Source organism: Lentzea rhizosphaerae (assembly GCF_042649515.1).
Classification (GTDB): Bacteria; Actinomycetota; Actinomycetes; order Mycobacteriales; family Pseudonocardiaceae; genus Lentzea; species Lentzea aerocolonigenes.
On sequence record NZ_JBHRZI010000018.1, the window covers coordinates 38039 to 55718 of the forward strand.

Consider the following 17680-nt stretch of genomic DNA (forward strand, 5'->3'; position numbering starts at 1 on the left):
CTCACCTACCCGATCCCTAAGGCAACGGCGCGTGACGACACAAACGATTCCGCTCGCCCCCGAAGCGCCCGTCACGACCACCGGGCCTGTGCCGAAGAAGAGACGGCTGCTCGCCGTCGCTGTCGTGTCCGGCGCGCTCACCGTGCTGTTGTCGGCACTGATGCCGCTCGCGCCCGTGACGATCAACGATCCGACCGTCAACTGGCCGGCGGACGCGTCCGCGCCCCGGTCCTCGATGCTCGCCCTCAGCGCCTACCGTCCATTCGAGATGGACGTGAGTTTCGGCTGCGGAACGGTGCGTGCCGCTCAGGCCGGTGGTGGCGTGGTGTTCGCGACGGTCAACCCGGCGGACCCGGCACGCGGCCTCGTCGTGAAGGCGGAGAACGATCGTCTTCGGGTGAGCGGGGTTGCCGCGCTGGACGAGCCGGTGCCTCCTGGCGACTGCAGGTACCAGATCCGCGGTGACCGCGACGGGCTGAGCATCCTGCGCAACGGCACGGAGATCGGCCGGTCCGCGACCATGCCGGACGTGCACGTGCTGGCGACCTCGATCACCAGCCTGAGCGTTCCCGACCTGTACGCGCGCATCCGGGTGGACGACCAGTTCAGCACGAGTCCCGCACCACTCAAGATCGTGCTGATGGTGTTGCTCGCGCTGTCGGCGGCGACCGCCTTCGCCTGTCTCGTGCTGCTGGATCGTGGCGTGCACCGCGAGCCGGGCCGGTTCCGGTTGCGGCTGAGGCCGGTCGACCTCGTCGTGCCCGCCATCATGGTGCTCTGGGTGTTCCTGGCGCCGATGTCCGACGACGACGGCTACTACAGCGCGATGGCCAAGAACGTGCCGTTCGAGGGTTACGTCGGCAACTACTACCAGATCCTCAACCAGGGCTTCACACCGTTCTCCTGGTTCTACTACTTCCTGGCCAAGTGGCAGGTTTTCGGCTTCGCCCCGGTGGTGCTGCGCATCCCGGCACTGTTGTTCGGGCTCGTGACGTGGTTCGCCGCACGTCGTTACGTGTCGGGCAGGTTCAGCGGGGTCGTGCTGGGCGCGGCGTTCCTGGCGTGGTGGCTGCCGCTGGACATGGGTGTGCGGCCCGAGGGCGTCGTCACCACGTGCGGCATTCTCACGCTGCTGGCCGTGACGATCGCGGTCGAGCGGCAGCGGCTCGCGTTGCTCGGCGCGGCCGTGGGTATCGCAGGTGTCGGATTCTTCGCGCACCCCACCGGTTTCACGACGCTTGCGCCGCTGCTGGCGGGCCTGCCGTTCGCGTGGAAGATGCTGACGAAGGACGCAGGCTGGCGCACGATCGTCGCGCGAACGCTCGCGGTGCTCTCCCCCGGCGCGGTCGCGATGATCACGGCGTTCAGCGACGGCACCCTGCGCGACTTCCTGTACGCGCAGGAGATCTTCCGGAAGATGGCGGGTTCCGAGTCCTGGTACACCGAGTTCGCCCGCTGGATGTTCCTGCTGAACCAGGGCGACGCCATGGCGAACTACGCCAAGCGGGCGCCGGTGCTGGTCTGCGTCGTCGCGCTGGTCTGGTTCGTCGTGCTGGTCACCGCCGCACGGGCCCGCCGGATCGACGTGCCGCCGCGGCTCGCGCTGGCGGGCTGGTCGACGATGTTCGCGTTCTTCCTGCTGTGGTTCACACCCAGCAAGTGGACGCACCACTTCGGCAGTCTCGCCGGGATCGGCTCGGTGTTCCTCGCGTTGATGTTGCTCTCCGTGGTGCCGTTGATCCGTGAGCTGACCAGCGATCGCCGCGTGCCGGTACCGGTGCTGCTGGGCGGCGTCGTCAGCGTCGTCGCGATGCTCGGGCTGGCCGGGCACGGGGCCAACAAGTGGCCGTACTCGTGGCACCTCGGGCTGCCGTCCGCGGGCGTGCCACCACACCTGTCGGTGCTCAAGTTCGACAAGCCGTACTGGTGGCTCCTGTTGATCGCGATCGTGGCGTTCGTCCTGTACCGGCGGGGCAAGGGGTCCTACGCCACGGTCATCGCGATCCCTGTCGTGGTCGTGCTGTTCTTCGCGGCCAACATCACCTATCTGGTGGGAGGTTTCGCGGTCGCGACCGTGCGGACGCTGGACACCTGGTCGCCGTGGGCCGCGAGCGTCCAGGACCCGCTCGCGCGGCGCTGCGTCGCGGCGGACGCGATCGACGTGGCGACACCGCGGTCGCTGACCCCGTTGCGGGACAGGTGGTTCGCGATCCAGAACGATGAGATCGCGACCGTCGTCACCGGCAAGCCCACACCGGTCACCTACGAGTACGCGACGTCGAACGCGCAGGTGCTCAACACCGGCGTGCTCACCGACAACGTGGACAGCACGCTGCGCCGCACCCTCGTGCTGCCACCGGCACCGGCCGGCGCGACGCAGGTGCGGCTCACCGGCGAGGGCGAGTTCACCGCACCCGCCGCGCAGAAGTACGTGCCGTTGCGGGAGTTCCTGCCGCGCGAGGCCGCCGTCGGGGTGGCGTGGCAGATCGCGTTCCTGTTCCCCTGCCAGCGCCAGCCGCGCATCCAGGACGGCGTGATCGAGCCGATCACCTACGCCGTGCAGTGGGGTGACACGCAGGCGCTCGGCCTGAGCGACGCGACGTGGCAACCCGTGCGCGGTGCGCTGTTCGGCGACGTCCTCTCCTCGCAGGAGGTCACCGCGTTGCCGGCGCGGCTGCGGGACTTTCCCGGCGCGTATCCGATCCAGGTGTACCAGACCAAGCCGCGATACGAGGCCGGTCAGTACACCGTCACCCACGACAGGCAGACCCGCACGGGCTGGGAGGGCGTCCGATGAGCGATCGTGAAGCTGAAGTGCTGGTCGCTGTGCAGACGGCACTCGCGAAGCCACCGGCGGTGCGCGCGGCCCGGATGCTGTCGTTCTTCGGCGAGCACAGCGCGGGCTGGGTGGCGCTCGGCGTGGCGGGCTGGCTCGTCGACCGGCGACGCCGTCCGGAGTGGACGGTCGCGACCACGTCCGTGGTGGCCGCGCACGCCACCTCCATCGTGGTCAAGCGCCTGGTCCGACGCCGGCGTCCGCACCACGCGGGCGTCAAGGTGCTGGCGGGCACCCCGAGCAAGCTGAGCTTCCCGTCGTCACACGCGACATCCACCACGGCCGCCGCGATCGCCTACGGCGCGCTGACCAACCAGCCGCTGGCGCCGATTCTGGTGCCTCCCATGGCGATCAGCAGGCTGGTGCTGGGCGTGCACTACCCGACGGACGTGCTGGCCGGCGCCGTGCTGGGCGCGGTCGTGGCCCGCGGTGTGCAGCGCGCGGTGTGGGGGCGTCGATGACCGTGGCGACGGAAACCCGGCCGTCGGTGGTCCGCGGACTGGTCAGGGCCGCCCGGCCGCACCAGTGGACGAAGAACGTCCTCGTGCTGGCCACACCGTTCACGTCGAGCAGGATCACCGAAACCGTGGTGCTGCGCTCGGCCGCGCTGGCGTTCGTGGCGTTCTGCTGCGCGGCCTCGGCGGTGTACCTGATCAACGACGCGAAGGACGCGGAAGCCGACCGCGCCCACCCGAAGAAGCGCGACCGGCCGATCGCGGCCGGCATCGTGCCCGTGCCACTCGCCTTCGCCACGGCCGCAGTGCTGATGGCCGCATCGCTGGCGGTCGGCGCGGTGGCGGGCTGGAAGCTGCTCGTGCTCATGATCGTCTACCTGGCGGTGCAGCTGGGCTACTGCTTCGGCCTGAAGCACCAGCCCGTGCTCGAACTGTGCGTGGTCGCCTCGGGCTTCCTGCTGCGCAGCATCGCGGGCGGTCTGGGCGCCGGCATCGCGCCCAGCCAGTGGTTCCTGCTCGTGACGGCGTTCGGGTCGCTGTTCATCGTGGCGGGCAAGCGCTACGCGGAGATCAAGCTCTTCCACGACACCGGCGCCGCGATCCGCCACTCGCTGACCAAGTACTCGGCGACCTATCTGCGGTTCGTGTGGGCCACCTCGGCCGCGGTCATGAACATGACCTACGGCCTGTGGGCGTTCGAGCTGGGCCAGCGCACCGGCGGTTCGTGGGCCGCCCTCTCCATGATCCCGTTCGTGATCGCCGTCCTCCGCTACGCCGTCGACGTCGACAGCGGCAGAGCAGGCGCTCCGGACGACCTGGCCCGCTCCGACCGCGTGCTGCAGTCCCTGGGCATCGCCTGGGTGGTCACCGTCGCCCTGGCCATCTACCTGTGACCACCCGGTCCAACGATCAGACGATGACAGCGCCACCGTCGACGACGAGCGTCTCGCCCGTCACGTAACCACCGGCCGGCGACGCCAGGAAGACGACCGCGGCCGCCAACTCCTCCGGGTCACCGATGCGGCCCGCGGGGAGCACCGACTGCATCTTCTCCAGGTAGCCGGGCGGGTACTGGTCGGTCATCTCCGACGAGAAGAAGCCCGGGCAGATCGCGTTGACGCGGATGCCCTTGCGGCCGGTCCACTGCTGCGCCAGGTCGCGCGTCAGACCCAGCAGGCCCGCCTTGGACGCCGAGTACGCGGCCTGCGGGATGCCACCGGTCACCAGGCCCAGCACACTGGAGATGTTGATGATCGAGCCACCGGACTTCATGACCGAAGCCGCAGCCTGAGCCATCCAGTACGCGCCGTTGAGGTTCACGTCCATGACGCCGAGGAACTCCTCGGGCGTCTCCCGCGACGCCGGCACAGCCGACGCCACACCGGCGTTGTTGACCAGCACCGCGACCGTGCCGAACTCAGCGGCCGCACGGGCCACCTCACGACAGTCGTCAGGCTGCGAAACGTCCGCCTGCACGACGAGAGCACGACGACCGACCGACTCGACCAGCGAGGCCGTGTCCTTCAGCTTGTCCGCGCGACGAGCCGCGAGCACGACGTCCGCGCCCGCCTCGGCCAGGCCCTTGGCGAACGCCACGCCGAGGCCCGAGGACGCGCCGGTGACGATCGCGACCTTTCCGTCGAGCCTGAACTTGTCCAGGATTCCCACTACGAAAGCCTTTCCAGGATGATCGCCATGCCCTGACCGCCGCCGACGCACATCGTCTCGAGCCCGAACTGGGCGTCGCGGGCCTGCATGCCGTTGATCAGCGTCGTCATGATCCGCGCGCCGGTCGAGCCGAACGGGTGACCCAGCGCGATCGCGCCGCCGTGCACGTTCAACCGATCGATGTCGATGCCCAACGCGCGCTGCGATCCGAGCACCTGCACCGCGAACGCCTCGTTGATCTCCACCAGGTCGATGTCCGAAATGGACAGACCAGCGTGAGCCAACGCCTGCTTGGTGGCGTCGACCGGGCCGAGGCCCATGATCTCCGGCGAGAGTCCGGAGACACCGGTGGACACGATGCGCGCCAACGGGGTCAGCCCCAGCTCCTTAGCACGCGTCGAGCTCATGATCACGACAGCCGCGGCACCGTCGTTCAACGGGCAGCAGTTGCCGGCCGTCACCGTGCCGTCGGGGCGGAAGGACGGCTTCAGCGACGAAACAGCCTCAAGGGTGACGCCGGCACGCGGTCCGTCGTCGGCAGAGACCACAGTGCCGTCCGGCAGCACGACCGGCGTGATCTCGCGGGCGAAGAAGCCGTCCGCGATCGCCTTCTCCGCGAGGTTCTGCGACCGCACGGCGAACTCGTCCTGGTCGTGCCGCGAGATGCCCATCTGCGTCGCGACGTTCTCGGCGGTCTGCCCCATCGCGATGTAGTAGTCGGGCAGCTTGCCGTCCAGCCGCGGGTCGGTCCACGGCGCGTTGGACGCGGCCGTGTCCAGCGTCCGCTGCTGCGCCTCGTCGAAGAGAGGGTTGAACGAGGGCGCACCTGAGTGCATGTAACGGGAAACGCACTCCACGCCGGCCGAGATGAACCCGTGCCCCTCCCCCGCCTTGATCGCGTGGAAGGCCATGCGCGCGGTCTGCACCGAAGAGGCGCAGAACCGGTTCACGGTCGTACCCGGCAGGTTGTCGTGCCCGAGCTGCACGGCGACGCGGCGCGCGACGTTCTGGCCGTGCTCGTCCTGCGGTTCGGCACACCCGAGGTGCAGGTCGGTGATCTCCGAGGCGGGAATGTCGCCCAGCGCCGCCGAGATCACCTGCGCGGCCAGGTCGTCCGGCCGCAGCGACACCAGGGAACCCTTGCGGGCACGGCCGATCGGCGACCTGGCGGTGGAGACGATGACTGCTTCAGCCACAAAACACCCCTTACAGGCCGAGGTCGCGGCCGATGAGTTCCTTCATGATCTCGTTGGAGCCCGCCCAGATCTTCGTGACGCGGGCGTCCATCCACGCGCGGGCGACGCGGTACTCGGTCATGTAGCCGTAGCCGCCGTGCAGCTGCACGCAGGCGTCGATGACCTCGTTCTCGACGTCGGCGCTCCAGTACTTCGCCTGCGCCGCCTCGACCGAGCTCAGTTCGCCGCGAACGTGCTGCATGGTCAGCGTGTCGATGAACGCCTGCGAGACGTCCAGCTTGGTGCGCAGCTCGGCGAGCTGGAACTTGTTGTGCTGGAACTTGCCGATCGCCTGACCGAACGCCTTGCGCTCCTTGACGTACTCCAGCGTCTCGTCGAAAACGCCCTGCGCGTGCGCCAGGTTGGAGATCGCGCCGCCGATCCGTTCCTGCGGCAGGCGTTCCATCATGTAGATGAAGCCCTGGCCCTCCTCACCGATCACGTGGTCGGCGGAGAGGCGCACGTCGGAGAAGAACAGCTCCGCGGTGTCGGACGGGTGCTGGCCGACCTTGTCGAGCTTGCGGCCGCGCTCGAAGCCGGGCATGCCGGTCTCGACCGCGAACAGCGTGATGCCGCGCGCGCCCTTCGACGGGTCGGTGCGGGCCGCGACGACGATCATGTCGGCGGTGTAGCCGTTGGTGATGAACGTCTTGGAACCGTTGAGGATCCAGTCCGAACCGTCACGAACGGCGTTGGTCTTCAGCGCGGCGAGATCGGAGCCGCCGGACGGCTCGGTCATCGCGATACCGGTCTTGATCTCACCGGTGCACATGCCGGGCAGCCAGCGCTGCTTCTGCTCCTCGGTGCACAGGTCGACGAGGTACGGCGCCACGACGTCGCCGTGGATGCCCAACGACGACGCGACGGCGGCGTTGACCCGGCACAGCTCCTCGGCGAACACCGTGTTGAACCGGTAGTCGTTCGCGCCGCTGCCGCCGTACTCCTCGGGGATCTCCAGGCCCAGCAGGCCCTGGCGACCGGCCTCCAGCCACACGTCGCGGTCGATCACGCGCTGCTCGATGAACTTCTCGACGTTCGGCGTGATGGTGCGCTCGACGAAAGCCTTCGCCGACTCCCGGAACGCGGCGTGATCCTCGTTGAACAGCGTCCGCTGCACGACTACCTCCATACTAAGCGGTTGCTTAGCGCTAAGCGCCCGCTTAGCGTGCAGTACGATCCACCACGTGTCAACACGCGAGGAGCGGCCCCGATGACCACGACCGGCCTGGACGAGTTCGCGCTGCTCGACGAGACCTGGCGCTCGGTCACCCCGGACGCCGCCCGGCGCATGCTCATCGCGGCCGCCCACGCGTTCGCGGGCAAGGGATACCACGCCACGACGACCCGTGACATCGCTTCACTCGCGGGAATGTCGCCGGCGGCGGTCTACATCCACTACCGGTCCAAAGAGGAACTGCTCTTCAACATCTCGCTCGTCGGCCACGAGACGTCGCTCGCCCTGCTGTCGCGCATCGAGGGCCGTGACGCGGTGGAGCGCCTCAGGAACGCGGTGTCGTCGTTCGCGGGCTGGCACGCGGAGTTCCACACGACGGCGCGGGTGGTGCAGTACGAGCTGGGTGCGCTCACTCCCGAACACCACGCCGAAGTGGCGGAGCTGCGCCGGGGCATCGAGCAGCAGATGCGCTCCTACATCGCGGACGGCGTCGCGGAGGGCGTGTTCGACGTGCCGGACCTCAAGGGCGCGACCCTCGCCGTGCTGTCGCTGTGCATCGACGTCGCGCGCTGGTACCAGCCGAGCGGGAAACGGACGCCGGACGAGATCGGCGCGTTGTACGCCGACCTCGTCCTCCGCATGGTCCGACCCGCTACCTGACGGCCTTGCGGCCGTACATCCCGGCCACGACCGAGACGCCGATCGCGGCGACGACGATCTGGACGATCACCTCGATCCAGTCGATGCCCGGCGTGTCCTGCACGCCGAGCAGCCGCGCGATCCACGAGCCGATGAACGCCGCCGCGATGCCGACCAGCAGCGTCAGCCAGATCGGGATGGCCTGCTTGCCCGGCGCGAACAGCTTGCCGAGCAAGCCCAGAACCAGGCCGATGATGAGTGCGCCGAGAATGCTCTCGATGGTCACGGACGCCTCCTCCGCTACTCCCCGTTGGGTTGGGGGATCTCGAAGAAAATCATCCCGTCACTCGGCATGATCCGCAGCTCGAGCGGCTACCAGCGGCTGCCGGAGACCTGCGCCATCCACTGGTTGATGGTCGCGGTCCAGTCCGTTCCGACCGCCTGCTGGTGCGACACCGCGAAACGGCCGTAGGCGTCACCGCCCGCACGGAGCAGTCCGGCGCGCTTGTCGGCCTCCAGGACCACGTGCAGCTCGGCGGGCGTCGTGACGAACGTCAGCTCGACCTGCTTGAGGCGGCCGGAGAACTGCGGCGGCGGGTAGAACTCGATCTCCTGGTAGAACGGCAGCTGCTGCGGCACCCCGTAGATGCGGCCGCGCTCGTTGTCCGCCTTGGTGAAGCGGAAGCCCATCTGCCCGAACGCCTGGAGCACGGCGTCCTGCGACGGCAGCGGGTGCACCCAGATCGGGTCGAGGTCACCGGGGTCGACGGCGCCGCGGACCTCGAGCTCGGTGCGCAGGCCCAGCTGCATGCCGTGCAGCTGCATGCCGCCCACGACGTTGAGCGGGCACTCGAACGGCACCGGGATCTGGAACGGCAGCGAGAGGTTCTGGTGCGGCTGGGCGATGATCCGCTGTCCCACGGAGAACTTGTGGAACTCCATGTTGGTGTTGTACTCGTTGTCGCCGCTCTCGACCTCGACGCGGGTGAGCAGCGCGAGCGTGACGTGGTCGATCTCGGCGGGGTGGTCGCCGCCGGCGATCCGCACCTCTCCGGAGAGCACCTCACCGGGACGCACGTTCGGGTTGGTCAGCACCGTGTCGACAGTCGGCCCGCCCACGCCGAACGCGCGCATCATCCTCTTGAACACCACTGCGGCCTCCTGAAGCCACTCGCAACTTTGCGGGGAAGTCTGCCTGCTGAATCGCCCGAATGCGGCGAAGCGTTCCGTTGACGCCTCAACACCCCGATCGGTTCCGTATGGACTTCCGTTGACTTCAGATGGCAACATGCGACCGCCGTCACATACTAAGCGGTCGCTCAGGAGGATTGCCGTGCTGCTCGTCGCCAACCGGGGTGAGGTCGCCGTCCGCGTGCTGCGCGCGGCCGCTGACCTGGGAATTCGCACCGTGGCGGTGTACGCGGAGGACGACGCCTCCTCGCTTCACGTGACGCTCGCGGACCGCGCCGTCGCCCTGCGTGGGGATTCCCCGTACCTCGATGTCGATCAGCTCCTGGACGCCGCCGAAGGGTGCGTGGCGGTGCATCCGGGGTGGGGCTTCCTGTCCGAGAACGCCGGTTTCGCACGGGCGTGCGCCGAACGCGGGCTGGCGTTCGTCGGGCCGTCGCCCGAGGTGCTGGAGCTGCTGGGCGACAAGGTGCGAGCGCGCGAGTTGGCCTCTTCGCTCGGAATCCCGGTGCTGGACGCCGTACCCGGCGAGTTCCCGGTGATGGTCAAGGCGGTCGTCGGTGGTGGCGGCAAGGGCATGCGGGCGGTGTACGCGCCCGAGGACCTCGACAGCGCCGTCGAGGCGTGCAGGGCGGAGGCGCTGGCGGCGTTCGGGGTGGGAGACGTCTACCTCGAACGGCTGCTGCCCTCCGCCCGGCACGTCGAGGTGCAGCTGGTCGGGACGTCGGTGATCGGCGACCGCGACTGCTCGTTGCAGCTGCGGCACCAGAAGGTCGTGGAGATCGCGCCCGCTCCCCTGCTGGACCCGTTGCTGCGCAAGGCACTGCACGAGGCCGCCGTGGCGATCGCGACCGCGGCCGGGTACACGGGCGTCGGCACGGTGGAGTTCCTGGTGTCCGGGGACTCGTTCGCGTTCCTGGAGGTCAATCCACGACTGCAGGTCGAGCACACGGTGACCGAGATGGTGTCCGGTGTGGACCTCGTGCGCACTCAGTTGTTGCTGGCCTGGGGCGGTGACGTGGACTTCACGCCCGTGGACCGCGGTTCGGCGGTGCAGGTGCGCGTGAACCAGACCTCCGGTGGTGTGCTGTCGGCGTTCGGGCTTCCTGCCGGGCCCGGTGTCCGCGTCGACACGCACGGGTACGTCGGGTACCGGGTCGGCACGCGGTACGACGGGTTGCTGGCGAAGCTCGTGGTGCACGGCGAGGACCTCGACGTCGCCCTGAACCGGGCGCGGCGGGCGTTGCGCGAGTTCCGGATCGAGGGCGTCTCGACGAACCTCGAGTTCCTGAAGTCGTTGCTGGACCGCGACATCGTCGGCGCTACGACCGATTTCGTCGTCGAGGAGCCTGTTGACGGCATGCGAGCGCCGCTGGCGGGCACGGTGGTGGCCGTGTCGGCTGACTCCGTGGTGCTGGAAGCGATGAAGATGCAGCACGTCGTGCGGGTGTCCGGTGACGTGCTGGTGTCGGTGGGCGACACGGTTGCTCTGGGGCAGCTGCTGGCTTCCGGCTCGGGTGAGTCCACTGAGGACATCGTCGAGGTGGATCTGGAAGAGGTACGCCCGGATCTGGCCGAAGTGCTGGCACGGCACGACTTCTCCCGGCCCGAGGCTGCCGCGCGACGGCACGCGGCCGGAGGTCGGACCGCGCGGGAGAACATCGCGGACCTCTGCGACGACTTCGTCGAGTACGGCGGCCTCGCGATCGCCGCTCAACGCCAGCGCCGCTCGTTGGAGGAGTTGATCGAACGCACTCCCGCCGACGGCATGGTGGCGGGCATCGGTGTCGTGAACGGCCAACGGATCGTTGCGATGTCCTACGACTACGCGGTGCTCGCCGGCACACAGGGCATGCGCAACCATCAAAAGAAGGACAGGTTGTTCGCGCTGGCCCAGCAGGAGAACCTGCCGGTGGTGTTGTTCACGGAGGGCGGCGGCGGACGGCCGAGCGACACCGACCACAGCATGGTCAGCGGCCTGGACTGCGGCTCGTTCCACGCGTTCGCCTCGTTGAGCGGCCAGGTGCCGCTGGTCGGCGTCGTGGCAGGCCGGTGCTTCGCGGGCAACGCGGTATTGCTCGGCACGTGTGACGTGATCATCGCGGTCGAGGGCGCGAACATCGGCATGGGCGGCCCGGCGATGATCGAGGGCGGCGGGCTCGGCGTGTTCCGGCCCGAGGACATCGGGCCGTTGGACGTGCAGGTGCCCAACGGCGTGGTGGACATCGCGGTGGCGTCGGAGGAGGAGGCTGTCGCGGTCGCGAAGAAGTACCTGTCGTACTTCCAACGCACCGCCCACGCTCCCGCAGGCGTCCCCCGCGCGAGCGCGCAGCCTTCGTCCGCGCCCTCGGGGGAACCCCTGAGTTCAATTATCCCAGACGGCACCGACAATTCCGGCCGGTCGAGCTCCGGCCAGACCTGGAGCTGCGCCGACCAGCGCCTCCTCCGCCACGCCATCCCGGAGAACCGCCTCCGCGCCTACGACATCCGCACCCTCATCACCACCCTCGCCGACACCAACAGCGTCCTCGAACTCCGCCAGAACTTCGGCAAAGCGATCGTCACCGCCCTGATCCGCGTCGAAGGCCGCCCCATCGCCCTCATCGCCAACGACCCCCACGTCCTCGGCGGCGCGATCGACGCCGACGCCGCCGACAAGTGCGCCCGCTTCCTCCAGCTCGCGGACGCGTTCGACATCCCGGTCGTCTCCCTCACCGACACCCCCGGCTTCATGGTCGGCCCCGACGCCGAACGCACCGCCACCGTCCGCCACCTCACCCGCATGGTCGTGACGGGCGCCAACATCACCGTCCCCTTCGGACTCGTCGTGCTGCGCAAGGCTTACGGCCTCGGCGCCCAGGCCATGGCGGGCGGATCGCTGAAAGTCCCCCAGTTCGCCGTCTCCTGGCCCACCGGGGAGTTCGGTCCGATGGGTCTCGAAGGCGCCGTCAAGCTCGGGTTCAAACGCGAGCTCGACGCCATCGAGGACCCGCATGAACGCAAGCAACGCTACGACCAGATGGTCGAAGCCGCTTACGAACACGGCAAAGCGCTGAACGTCGCCAGTGTCTTCGAGATCGACGACGTCATCGACCCGGCAGACACCCGTCGCTGGATCGCCACCGCGCTCGCCCCTGCAACTTCCCGCCCCCAAGGGAAGAAACGCCCGTTCATCGACACCTGGTGAAGGAGAAGCCGTGGTCAGTGTCGCCCCGACTGAACCGAAGACCTTGCGCAGGCTGATGGCAGCCGGACTCGTTGGCAGCTCTCTCGAGTGGTACGACTTCTTCATCTACGCAACCGCTGCGGCACTCGTCTTTCCCAAGCTCTTCTTCCCCGAAGCGACGCCGATCGTGGCGCTGCTGCTGTCGTTCAGCACGTTCTGGGCGGGCTTCATCGCGCGCCCGATCGGCGGGCTCGTCTTCGGGCACGTCGGTGACAAGGTCGGCCGCAAGCCCGCCCTCGTCATCTGCCTCGCGCTGATGGCGGCCGCCACGTTCCTCATCGGCCTGCTCCCCACGTCGGCGACCCTCGGCGTCGGCGCGCCGCTGCTGCTGGTCCTGCTGCGCTTCCTGCAGGGCATCGCGGTCGGCGGCCAGTGGGGCGGCGTCGTCCTGCTGCTCACCGAGACCTCGGGCCCGCAGAAGCGCGGTTTCGCGGGCACGTTCGGCCAGGCCGGCGTCCCGATCGGTGTGCTGCTGGGCAACATCGCGTTCATCGCGGCCAGCACCACCATGCCCGCGGCGACCTTCGCGTCGTGGGGCTGGCGCATCCCGTTCCTGGCGTCGGCGCTGCTGTTCCCGGTCGTGCTGTTCATCCAGCTGAAGGTCGAGGACAGCCCGGTGTTCCGCGAGCTCGCGGCCAAGCGCTCGGACGCACCTGCGCCCGCACCGCTCGCGGAGGCGCTGAGGACGCACCGCAAGCAGATCATCTACGGCGCGGGCCTGATGTTCGCCTCGAACGCCATCTTCTACGTGTCGATCGCGGGCGTGCTCTCCTACGCGACGGCCACGCTCGGTCTGGCCCGCGAGTCCGTGCTGGTCGTCAGCCTGCTGTCGTCGCTGGTCAGCATCCCCGTCATCCTGTGGTCGGGGCACGCGTCGGACCGGCTCGGGCGCCGTCCGCTGATCATCGCGGGCGCCGTCGGCCTGATCGTGTGGGCGTTCCCGTACTTCCTGCTGGTCGACACGGGCTCGCTGCTGTGGCTGTTCGTGGCCACCGCGGTGGGCGGCGTGGCGTCGTCGCTCGTCTACGGGCCGATCGCGGCCTACCTGGGTGAGCTGTTCGCGCCGCACGTCCGCTACTCGGGTGCCTCGCTCGCCTACCAGCTGGCGTCGATCCTGGTCAGCGGTGGCACGCCGTTCATCATGACGGCGCTGCTGGGCGCGACCGGGACGTCGATGTCCGTGTCGGCGTTCCTGCTGCTCATGAGCGTCGTGACGCTGGTGTCGGTGCTGCGTCTGCCGGAGACCCACCAGCCGGAACAGGTCTAGGTCCAAGCCCGGTTGGTGCTGTTCCGGCAGCGCCGACCGGGCTTCTTCGCGGTACCGGCCACATGTTCGGAGTCCTCGGGGCGCCGACCTGACCTCCGCAACGGAAGCCGGACTGCTGACCTGCGATTTTCACGAACCAGCCACCAGTGAACCAGACATTTCCGGCTTCACAGTCAAGACCTCTGCGGAACCTGGCGCCGATGCCGTACGTTGCTGCGTCGTGACCACTCTCATGGCGCGCTTCAAGCAGCGGATGCGCCGGTTCGCGCAGAAACCGGCGTCGGTTGACCTCGCCCCGTTCCAGGCACTGCTCAAGGACGTGGAGAAACACGCTGACACGTTCAAAGCGTTCAGCGACGAGGAGCTGACGGCGCACGCCGCGAAGCTGCGCGACGAGAGCACGGACACCGAGCTCGTGGCGCTGACCCGTGAGGCCGCCGAGCGCGCCATCGGGCAGCGGCCGTTCGACGTGCAGGTGCTGGGTGCGCTGGGCATGCTCGGCGGGCTCGTCGTCGAGATGGCGACCGGTGAGGGCAAGACGCTCGCCGGTGCCATGGCCGCGGCCGGGTTCGCGATCAAGGGCAAGCGCGTCCACGTGGTCAGCGTCAACGACTACCTCGCCCAGCGCGACGCCGAGTGGATGGGGCCGCTGTACCGGCTGCTCGGGGTCAGCGTCGGGTGGATCAACGGCAGCTCGAAGGCCGAGGAGCGCCGCGAGGCCTACCAGTGCGAGGTCACGTACGCACCGGTCAGCGAGATCGGGTTCGACATCCTGCGCGACCGGATCGTCACCCGCGAGGAAGACCTCATCGTGCCCGAGCAGGAGGTGGCGCTGATCGACGAGGCCGACTCGGTGCTCGTCGACGAGGCCCGCGTGCCGCTCGTGCTCGCCGGCTCGACCAGCGCGGAGGCCGCCGACCCCGTCATCGCGGACCTCGTGAAGCGCCTGCGGCAGAACCTGCACTACGAGGTCGACGACGAGGAGCGCAACGTCTTCCTCACCGGTGCGGGCTCCGAGGCCGTCGAGCGCGCGCTCGGCGAGATCGACCTCTACTCGCAGGAGCACGTCACCTCCACGCTGTCGAAGGTGAACGTCGCCCTGCACGCTCAGGTGCTGCTGCACCGCGACGTCGACTACATCGTGCGCGACGGCAAGGTGCACCTGATCAACGACACCCGCGGCCGCGTCGCGAAGCTGCAGCGGTGGCCGGACGGTCTGCAGGCCGCGGTCGAGGCCAAGGAGAACGTCCAGACGACCGAGTCGGGCGAGATCCTCGACTCGATGACGGTGCAGGCGCTGCTGGGCCGCTACCCGACGCGCTGCGGCATGACCGGTACCGCCGTCGCCGTCGCCGAGACGCTGCGGGAGTTCTACGAGCTCGAGGTGCTCGTGATCCCGCCGAACAAGGAGAACATCCGCGAGGACGAGCACTTCCGCCTCTACGCGACGCTGGAGCAGAAGGAAGACGCGATCGTCGAGGAGATCAAGACCGTCCACGAGACCGGGCGCCCGATCCTCGTCGGCACGCTCGACGTCGCGGAGTCCGAGCGGATCTCCTCCAAGCTGCGCGACGCCGGGCTCGAGTGCGTGGTCCTGAACGCGAAGAACGACGCCGAGGAAGCGGCGATCATCGCCGACGCCGGTTCGCACAACCGCATCACCGTCTCCACCCAGATGGCCGGTCGCGGTACCGACATCCGCCTGGGCGGCCACGAGGGCGAGGACCACGACCGCATCGCCGAGCTCGGCGGTCTGTACGTGATCGGTACCGGCCGCCACTCGTCCTCACGCCTGGACGACCAGCTGCGCGGCCGTGCCGGACGTCAGGGCGACCCCGGTGGCTCGGTGTTCTTCTCCTCGATGCAGGACGAGCTCATCACCCAGTACGCGCCCGACGCCGAAGAGCCGTCCGAAGTGGACGAAGACGGCCGGGTGCGCGACAAGGGCCTGCTGCACACCTTCGAACACGCGCAGCGCGTCGCGGAGGGCGTGAACCTGGAGATCCACCGCAACACGTGGCGCTACAACAAGCTGATCGAGCACCAGCGCAACCTGCTGCTCAAGCACCGCGACGTGGTGCTGCGCACGGACGCGGCGTACGAGAAGCTCGGCGAGAAGGAAGGCGCGTCCGCCGAGGTGGCCTCCGAGGCCGCCCGCAAGATCACGCTGTTCTTCCTCGACGACCTGTGGACGCACCACCTGACGTTCCTGTCGGACCTGCGTGAGGGCATCCACCTGCGCGCGCTGGCACGGCAGAACCCGTTGGACGAGTTCCACCGCGAGGCCATCCCGGCGTTCAACAAGATCGTGCCGGAGTCGTGGGAGCTGGCCAAGGAGAAGTACGAGGCGGCCAAGATCACCGACGACGGCTACGACCTCGCCGACGCCGGGGTGAAGCGCCCGAGCTCGACGTGGACGTACCTCGTGCACGACAACCCGTTCGGCTCCGGGCTGGAAGAGACGATGAAGGGTCTGGTCAAGATGGTGCGCGGCCAGCGCCGCTGACACTCATCTCTTGTTCGGGACCAATTCATCCGCAGGTCTGGCGGGCCGGGGCAGCACCTCGGCCCGTTCGCCTGTTCTGGACGTCGTCATCTCCTCGGAGAGCATCCTGATCTCCGCGAGGATGTCCAGGTGTTCTTGCGACGGCGGCGGGCCAACGAAGTTGGACCGGTTGTGCGCCGTCCGTTCCGCGCGCTCGGCCAGCTGCCGGATGCGGCGGAGGAGATCGTGCTCCCCTTCCGGGGGCAGGAAGTCCGTCTGCTCCATCACCCGTGCAAGCTTTCGCGTGCACGGGTGACGCGTCGATCCCCTAGTCGGCTGATTCCAGTTTCCGGACCAGCCACTCGTGGAAACCGCCGATGTGGTGCTCCGAGGGCACCAGCACCCCGCCATGCGCGTAGGCACGCGAGGACATGGCGGGCTGGCATCGCTCGCAGGCTTCGAAGTCCTGCTCGTTCACCCGGTGGAACAGCTCGACCGAGCGAGACACGTCACGGCCGGTGTCGACCACTTCCTTGGCGTAGAGCCAATCGCACTCCACGATCGTCCTGTCGGCCGCCATCGGGTACATGCGGTGCAGGATCACGTGGTCCGGCACGAGGTTGATGAAGACCTGCGGCTTGACGGTGATGGCGTAGTACTTCCTGTCGCGTTCTTCTTCCAGCGCCGCGAGTTTTTCGAAGCCCTCGCTGCCGTCGACGGTGAAGCCCTTGATCTCGTCACCGAACTCCGCACCGTGCCCGACGTAGTACTGGGCCGCGTAGCCGTCGGCGAACTCGGGCAGCACCTCGGTGAGCTCGGGGTGGATCGTCGCGCAGTGGTAGCACTCCATGAAGTTCTCGATGATCAGTTTCCAGTTGGCCTTGACGTCGTAGACGATTCGTTTGCCCACAGACAACTCGTCGATCTCGTAGCCGTCGATGGCCGCCAGCGAACCGAGGCGTTCCGTCACGGCGTGCAGGACGTCGTCCTCGAAACTCGGCGGTTCGTCCGCGAGGCAGACCCAGGCGTAGCCGAGCCATTCGCGCAGGTGCACTTTCGTCAGGCCGTATTCCACGCGGTCGACGTCCGGCATCGAGGTGAGGTTCGGCGCGGCGATCAGCTTGCCGTCCAACGCGTAGGTCCACGCGTGGTACGGGCACTGGAACGCCCGCTTGACGCTGCCCGCCTCGTCGACGCAGATGCGCGCGCCGCGGTGCCGGCAGACGTTGAGGAACGCGTTGAGGGCGCCGTGGCGGTCACGTGCGATGAGCACGCTCTCGTTGCCGACCTGCACGGTGCGGAAGTCGCCGGGACTGGCGAGGTCGTCCGAGCGGACCGCGCAGAACCACATCTTCTCGAAGATGTTCGCCTGCTCCTGCGCGAAGATCGCAGGGTCGGTGTAGTAGCGGCCCTCAAGGGTGGAGATCAGGCTGCCGGTCATCGTGGGCTTCTTTCGTGGTTACCCCGGTCTTCAGGCCGGGGAGGAAACGAACCTGCTGCGGAGCAG

At 68.4% G+C, this 17680-nt stretch carries 14 protein-coding genes; 7 read left to right on the forward strand and 7 right to left on the reverse strand.

What is annotated here, in order from left to right:
• The first annotated feature begins 31 nt into the window (after window positions 1-31).
• From ACFOWZ_RS23680 to ACFOWZ_RS23690, 3 genes are read left to right on the forward strand one after another with little or no spacing between them, the layout of a single operon-like run.
• Window positions 32-2797: an arabinosyltransferase domain-containing protein gene (locus ACFOWZ_RS23680; protein ID WP_382375924.1), complete on the forward strand. Its 2766-nt coding sequence runs from the start codon at window positions 32-34 to the stop codon at window positions 2795-2797.
• Complete coding sequence (locus tag ACFOWZ_RS23685) at window positions 2794-3297, forward strand: phosphatase PAP2 family protein (RefSeq protein WP_382375926.1); 504 nt, start codon at window positions 2794-2796, stop codon at window positions 3295-3297. Before ACFOWZ_RS23680 ends, ACFOWZ_RS23685 begins: the two co-directional genes overlap by 4 nt.
• A complete protein-coding gene (locus ACFOWZ_RS23690; protein WP_382375928.1) occupies window positions 3294-4184 on the forward strand; it encodes a decaprenyl-phosphate phosphoribosyltransferase in 891 nt (296 codons plus the stop codon). Before ACFOWZ_RS23685 ends, ACFOWZ_RS23690 begins: the two co-directional genes overlap by 4 nt.
• A 16-nt stretch (window positions 4185-4200) precedes the next feature.
• Here the strand turns inward: ACFOWZ_RS23690 and ACFOWZ_RS23695 are convergent, their stop codons facing one another.
• Genes ACFOWZ_RS23695 through ACFOWZ_RS23705 form a run of 3 tightly spaced genes read right to left on the reverse strand, consistent with a single transcriptional unit; the run spans window position 4201 to window position 7311 of the window.
• Window positions 4201-4959, reverse strand: a complete 759-nt coding sequence (locus tag ACFOWZ_RS23695; RefSeq protein WP_382375930.1) for an SDR family NAD(P)-dependent oxidoreductase — start codon at window positions 4957-4959, stop codon at window positions 4201-4203.
• On the reverse strand, window positions 4959-6155 hold the full coding sequence (locus ACFOWZ_RS23700) for an acetyl-CoA C-acetyltransferase (RefSeq protein ID WP_382375932.1): 1197 nt from the start codon (window positions 6153-6155) through the stop codon (window positions 4959-4961). Before ACFOWZ_RS23700 ends, ACFOWZ_RS23695 begins: the two co-directional genes overlap by 1 nt.
• A 10-nt stretch (window positions 6156-6165) precedes the next feature.
• A complete protein-coding gene (locus ACFOWZ_RS23705; RefSeq protein ID WP_382375934.1) occupies window positions 6166-7311 on the reverse strand; it encodes an acyl-CoA dehydrogenase family protein in 1146 nt (381 codons plus the stop codon).
• A 93-nt stretch (window positions 7312-7404) separates the two neighbouring features.
• Here ACFOWZ_RS23705 and ACFOWZ_RS23710 point away from each other — a divergent pair, with 93 nt between their 5' ends.
• Window positions 7405-8028, forward strand: a complete 624-nt coding sequence (locus ACFOWZ_RS23710) for a TetR/AcrR family transcriptional regulator (RefSeq protein WP_382375936.1) — start codon at window positions 7405-7407, stop codon at window positions 8026-8028.
• On the opposite strand, the gene ACFOWZ_RS23715 is transcribed toward ACFOWZ_RS23710, so the two are convergent.
• Window positions 8021-8293 carry a GlsB/YeaQ/YmgE family stress response membrane protein gene (locus ACFOWZ_RS23715; protein ID WP_382375938.1) on the reverse strand — a complete coding sequence of 91 codons (273 nt, stop codon included), beginning with the start codon at window positions 8291-8293 and terminating at the stop codon, window positions 8021-8023. The genes ACFOWZ_RS23710 and ACFOWZ_RS23715 overlap by 8 nt on opposite strands.
• A gap of 86 nt (window positions 8294-8379) precedes the next feature.
• Entirely contained in the window at window positions 8380-9159 is a 780-nt protein-coding gene (locus tag ACFOWZ_RS23720) for a sporulation protein (RefSeq protein ID WP_382375940.1), read from the reverse strand.
• A 136-nt stretch (window positions 9160-9295) separates the two neighbouring features.
• Between ACFOWZ_RS23720 and ACFOWZ_RS23725 the strand changes: the two genes are divergently transcribed.
• The 3 genes from ACFOWZ_RS23725 to secA2 all read left to right on the forward strand — a co-directional run bounded on the left by ACFOWZ_RS23725 (window position 9296) and on the right by secA2 (window position 16194).
• Entirely contained in the window at window positions 9296-12382 is a 3087-nt protein-coding gene (locus ACFOWZ_RS23725; RefSeq protein ID WP_382376052.1) for a carboxyl transferase domain-containing protein, read from the forward strand.
• 10 nt (window positions 12383-12392) lie between these two features.
• Window positions 12393-13688, forward strand: a complete 1296-nt coding sequence (locus ACFOWZ_RS23730; RefSeq protein ID WP_382375942.1) for an MFS transporter — start codon at window positions 12393-12395, stop codon at window positions 13686-13688.
• Window positions 13689-13908: 220 nt separating this feature from the next.
• The gene (secA2, locus tag ACFOWZ_RS23735; RefSeq protein ID WP_382375944.1) at window positions 13909-16194 is read left to right on the forward strand and encodes an accessory Sec system translocase SecA2; all 2286 of its coding nucleotides are present in this window, start codon (window positions 13909-13911) and stop codon (window positions 16192-16194) included.
• Window positions 16195-16197: 3 nt separating this feature from the next.
• On the opposite strand, the gene ACFOWZ_RS23740 is transcribed toward secA2, so the two are convergent.
• Window positions 16198-16458: a hypothetical protein gene (locus ACFOWZ_RS23740; protein WP_382376054.1), complete on the reverse strand. Its 261-nt coding sequence runs from the start codon at window positions 16456-16458 to the stop codon at window positions 16198-16200.
• Between the two features lie 43 nt (window positions 16459-16501).
• Window positions 16502-17614: an aromatic ring-hydroxylating oxygenase subunit alpha gene (locus tag ACFOWZ_RS23745; protein ID WP_382375946.1), complete on the reverse strand. Its 1113-nt coding sequence runs from the start codon at window positions 17612-17614 to the stop codon at window positions 16502-16504.
• Between the last annotated feature and the right edge of the window lie 66 nt (window positions 17615-17680).

Bases quoted from the DNA above. Each gene is read 5' to 3' on its own strand.
- ACFOWZ_RS23685 (WP_382375926.1), top strand. From the start codon at position 2,794: ATGAGCGATCGTGAAGCTGAAGTGCTGGTCGCTGTGCAGACGGCACTC.
- ACFOWZ_RS23690 (WP_382375928.1), top strand. From the start codon at position 3,294: ATGACCGTGGCGACGGAAACCCGGCCGTCGGTGGTCCGCGGACTGGTC.
- ACFOWZ_RS23710 (WP_382375936.1), top strand. From the start codon at position 7,405: ATGACCACGACCGGCCTGGACGAGTTCGCGCTGCTCGACGAGACCTGG.
- ACFOWZ_RS23725 (WP_382376052.1), top strand. From the start codon at position 9,296: ATGCGACCGCCGTCACATACTAAGCGGTCGCTCAGGAGGATTGCCGTG.
- ACFOWZ_RS23740 (WP_382376054.1), bottom strand. From the start codon at position 16,458: ATGGAGCAGACGGACTTCCTGCCCCCGGAAGGGGAGCACGATCTCCTC.
- ACFOWZ_RS23745 (WP_382375946.1), bottom strand. From the start codon at position 17,614: ATGACCGGCAGCCTGATCTCCACCCTTGAGGGCCGCTACTACACCGAC.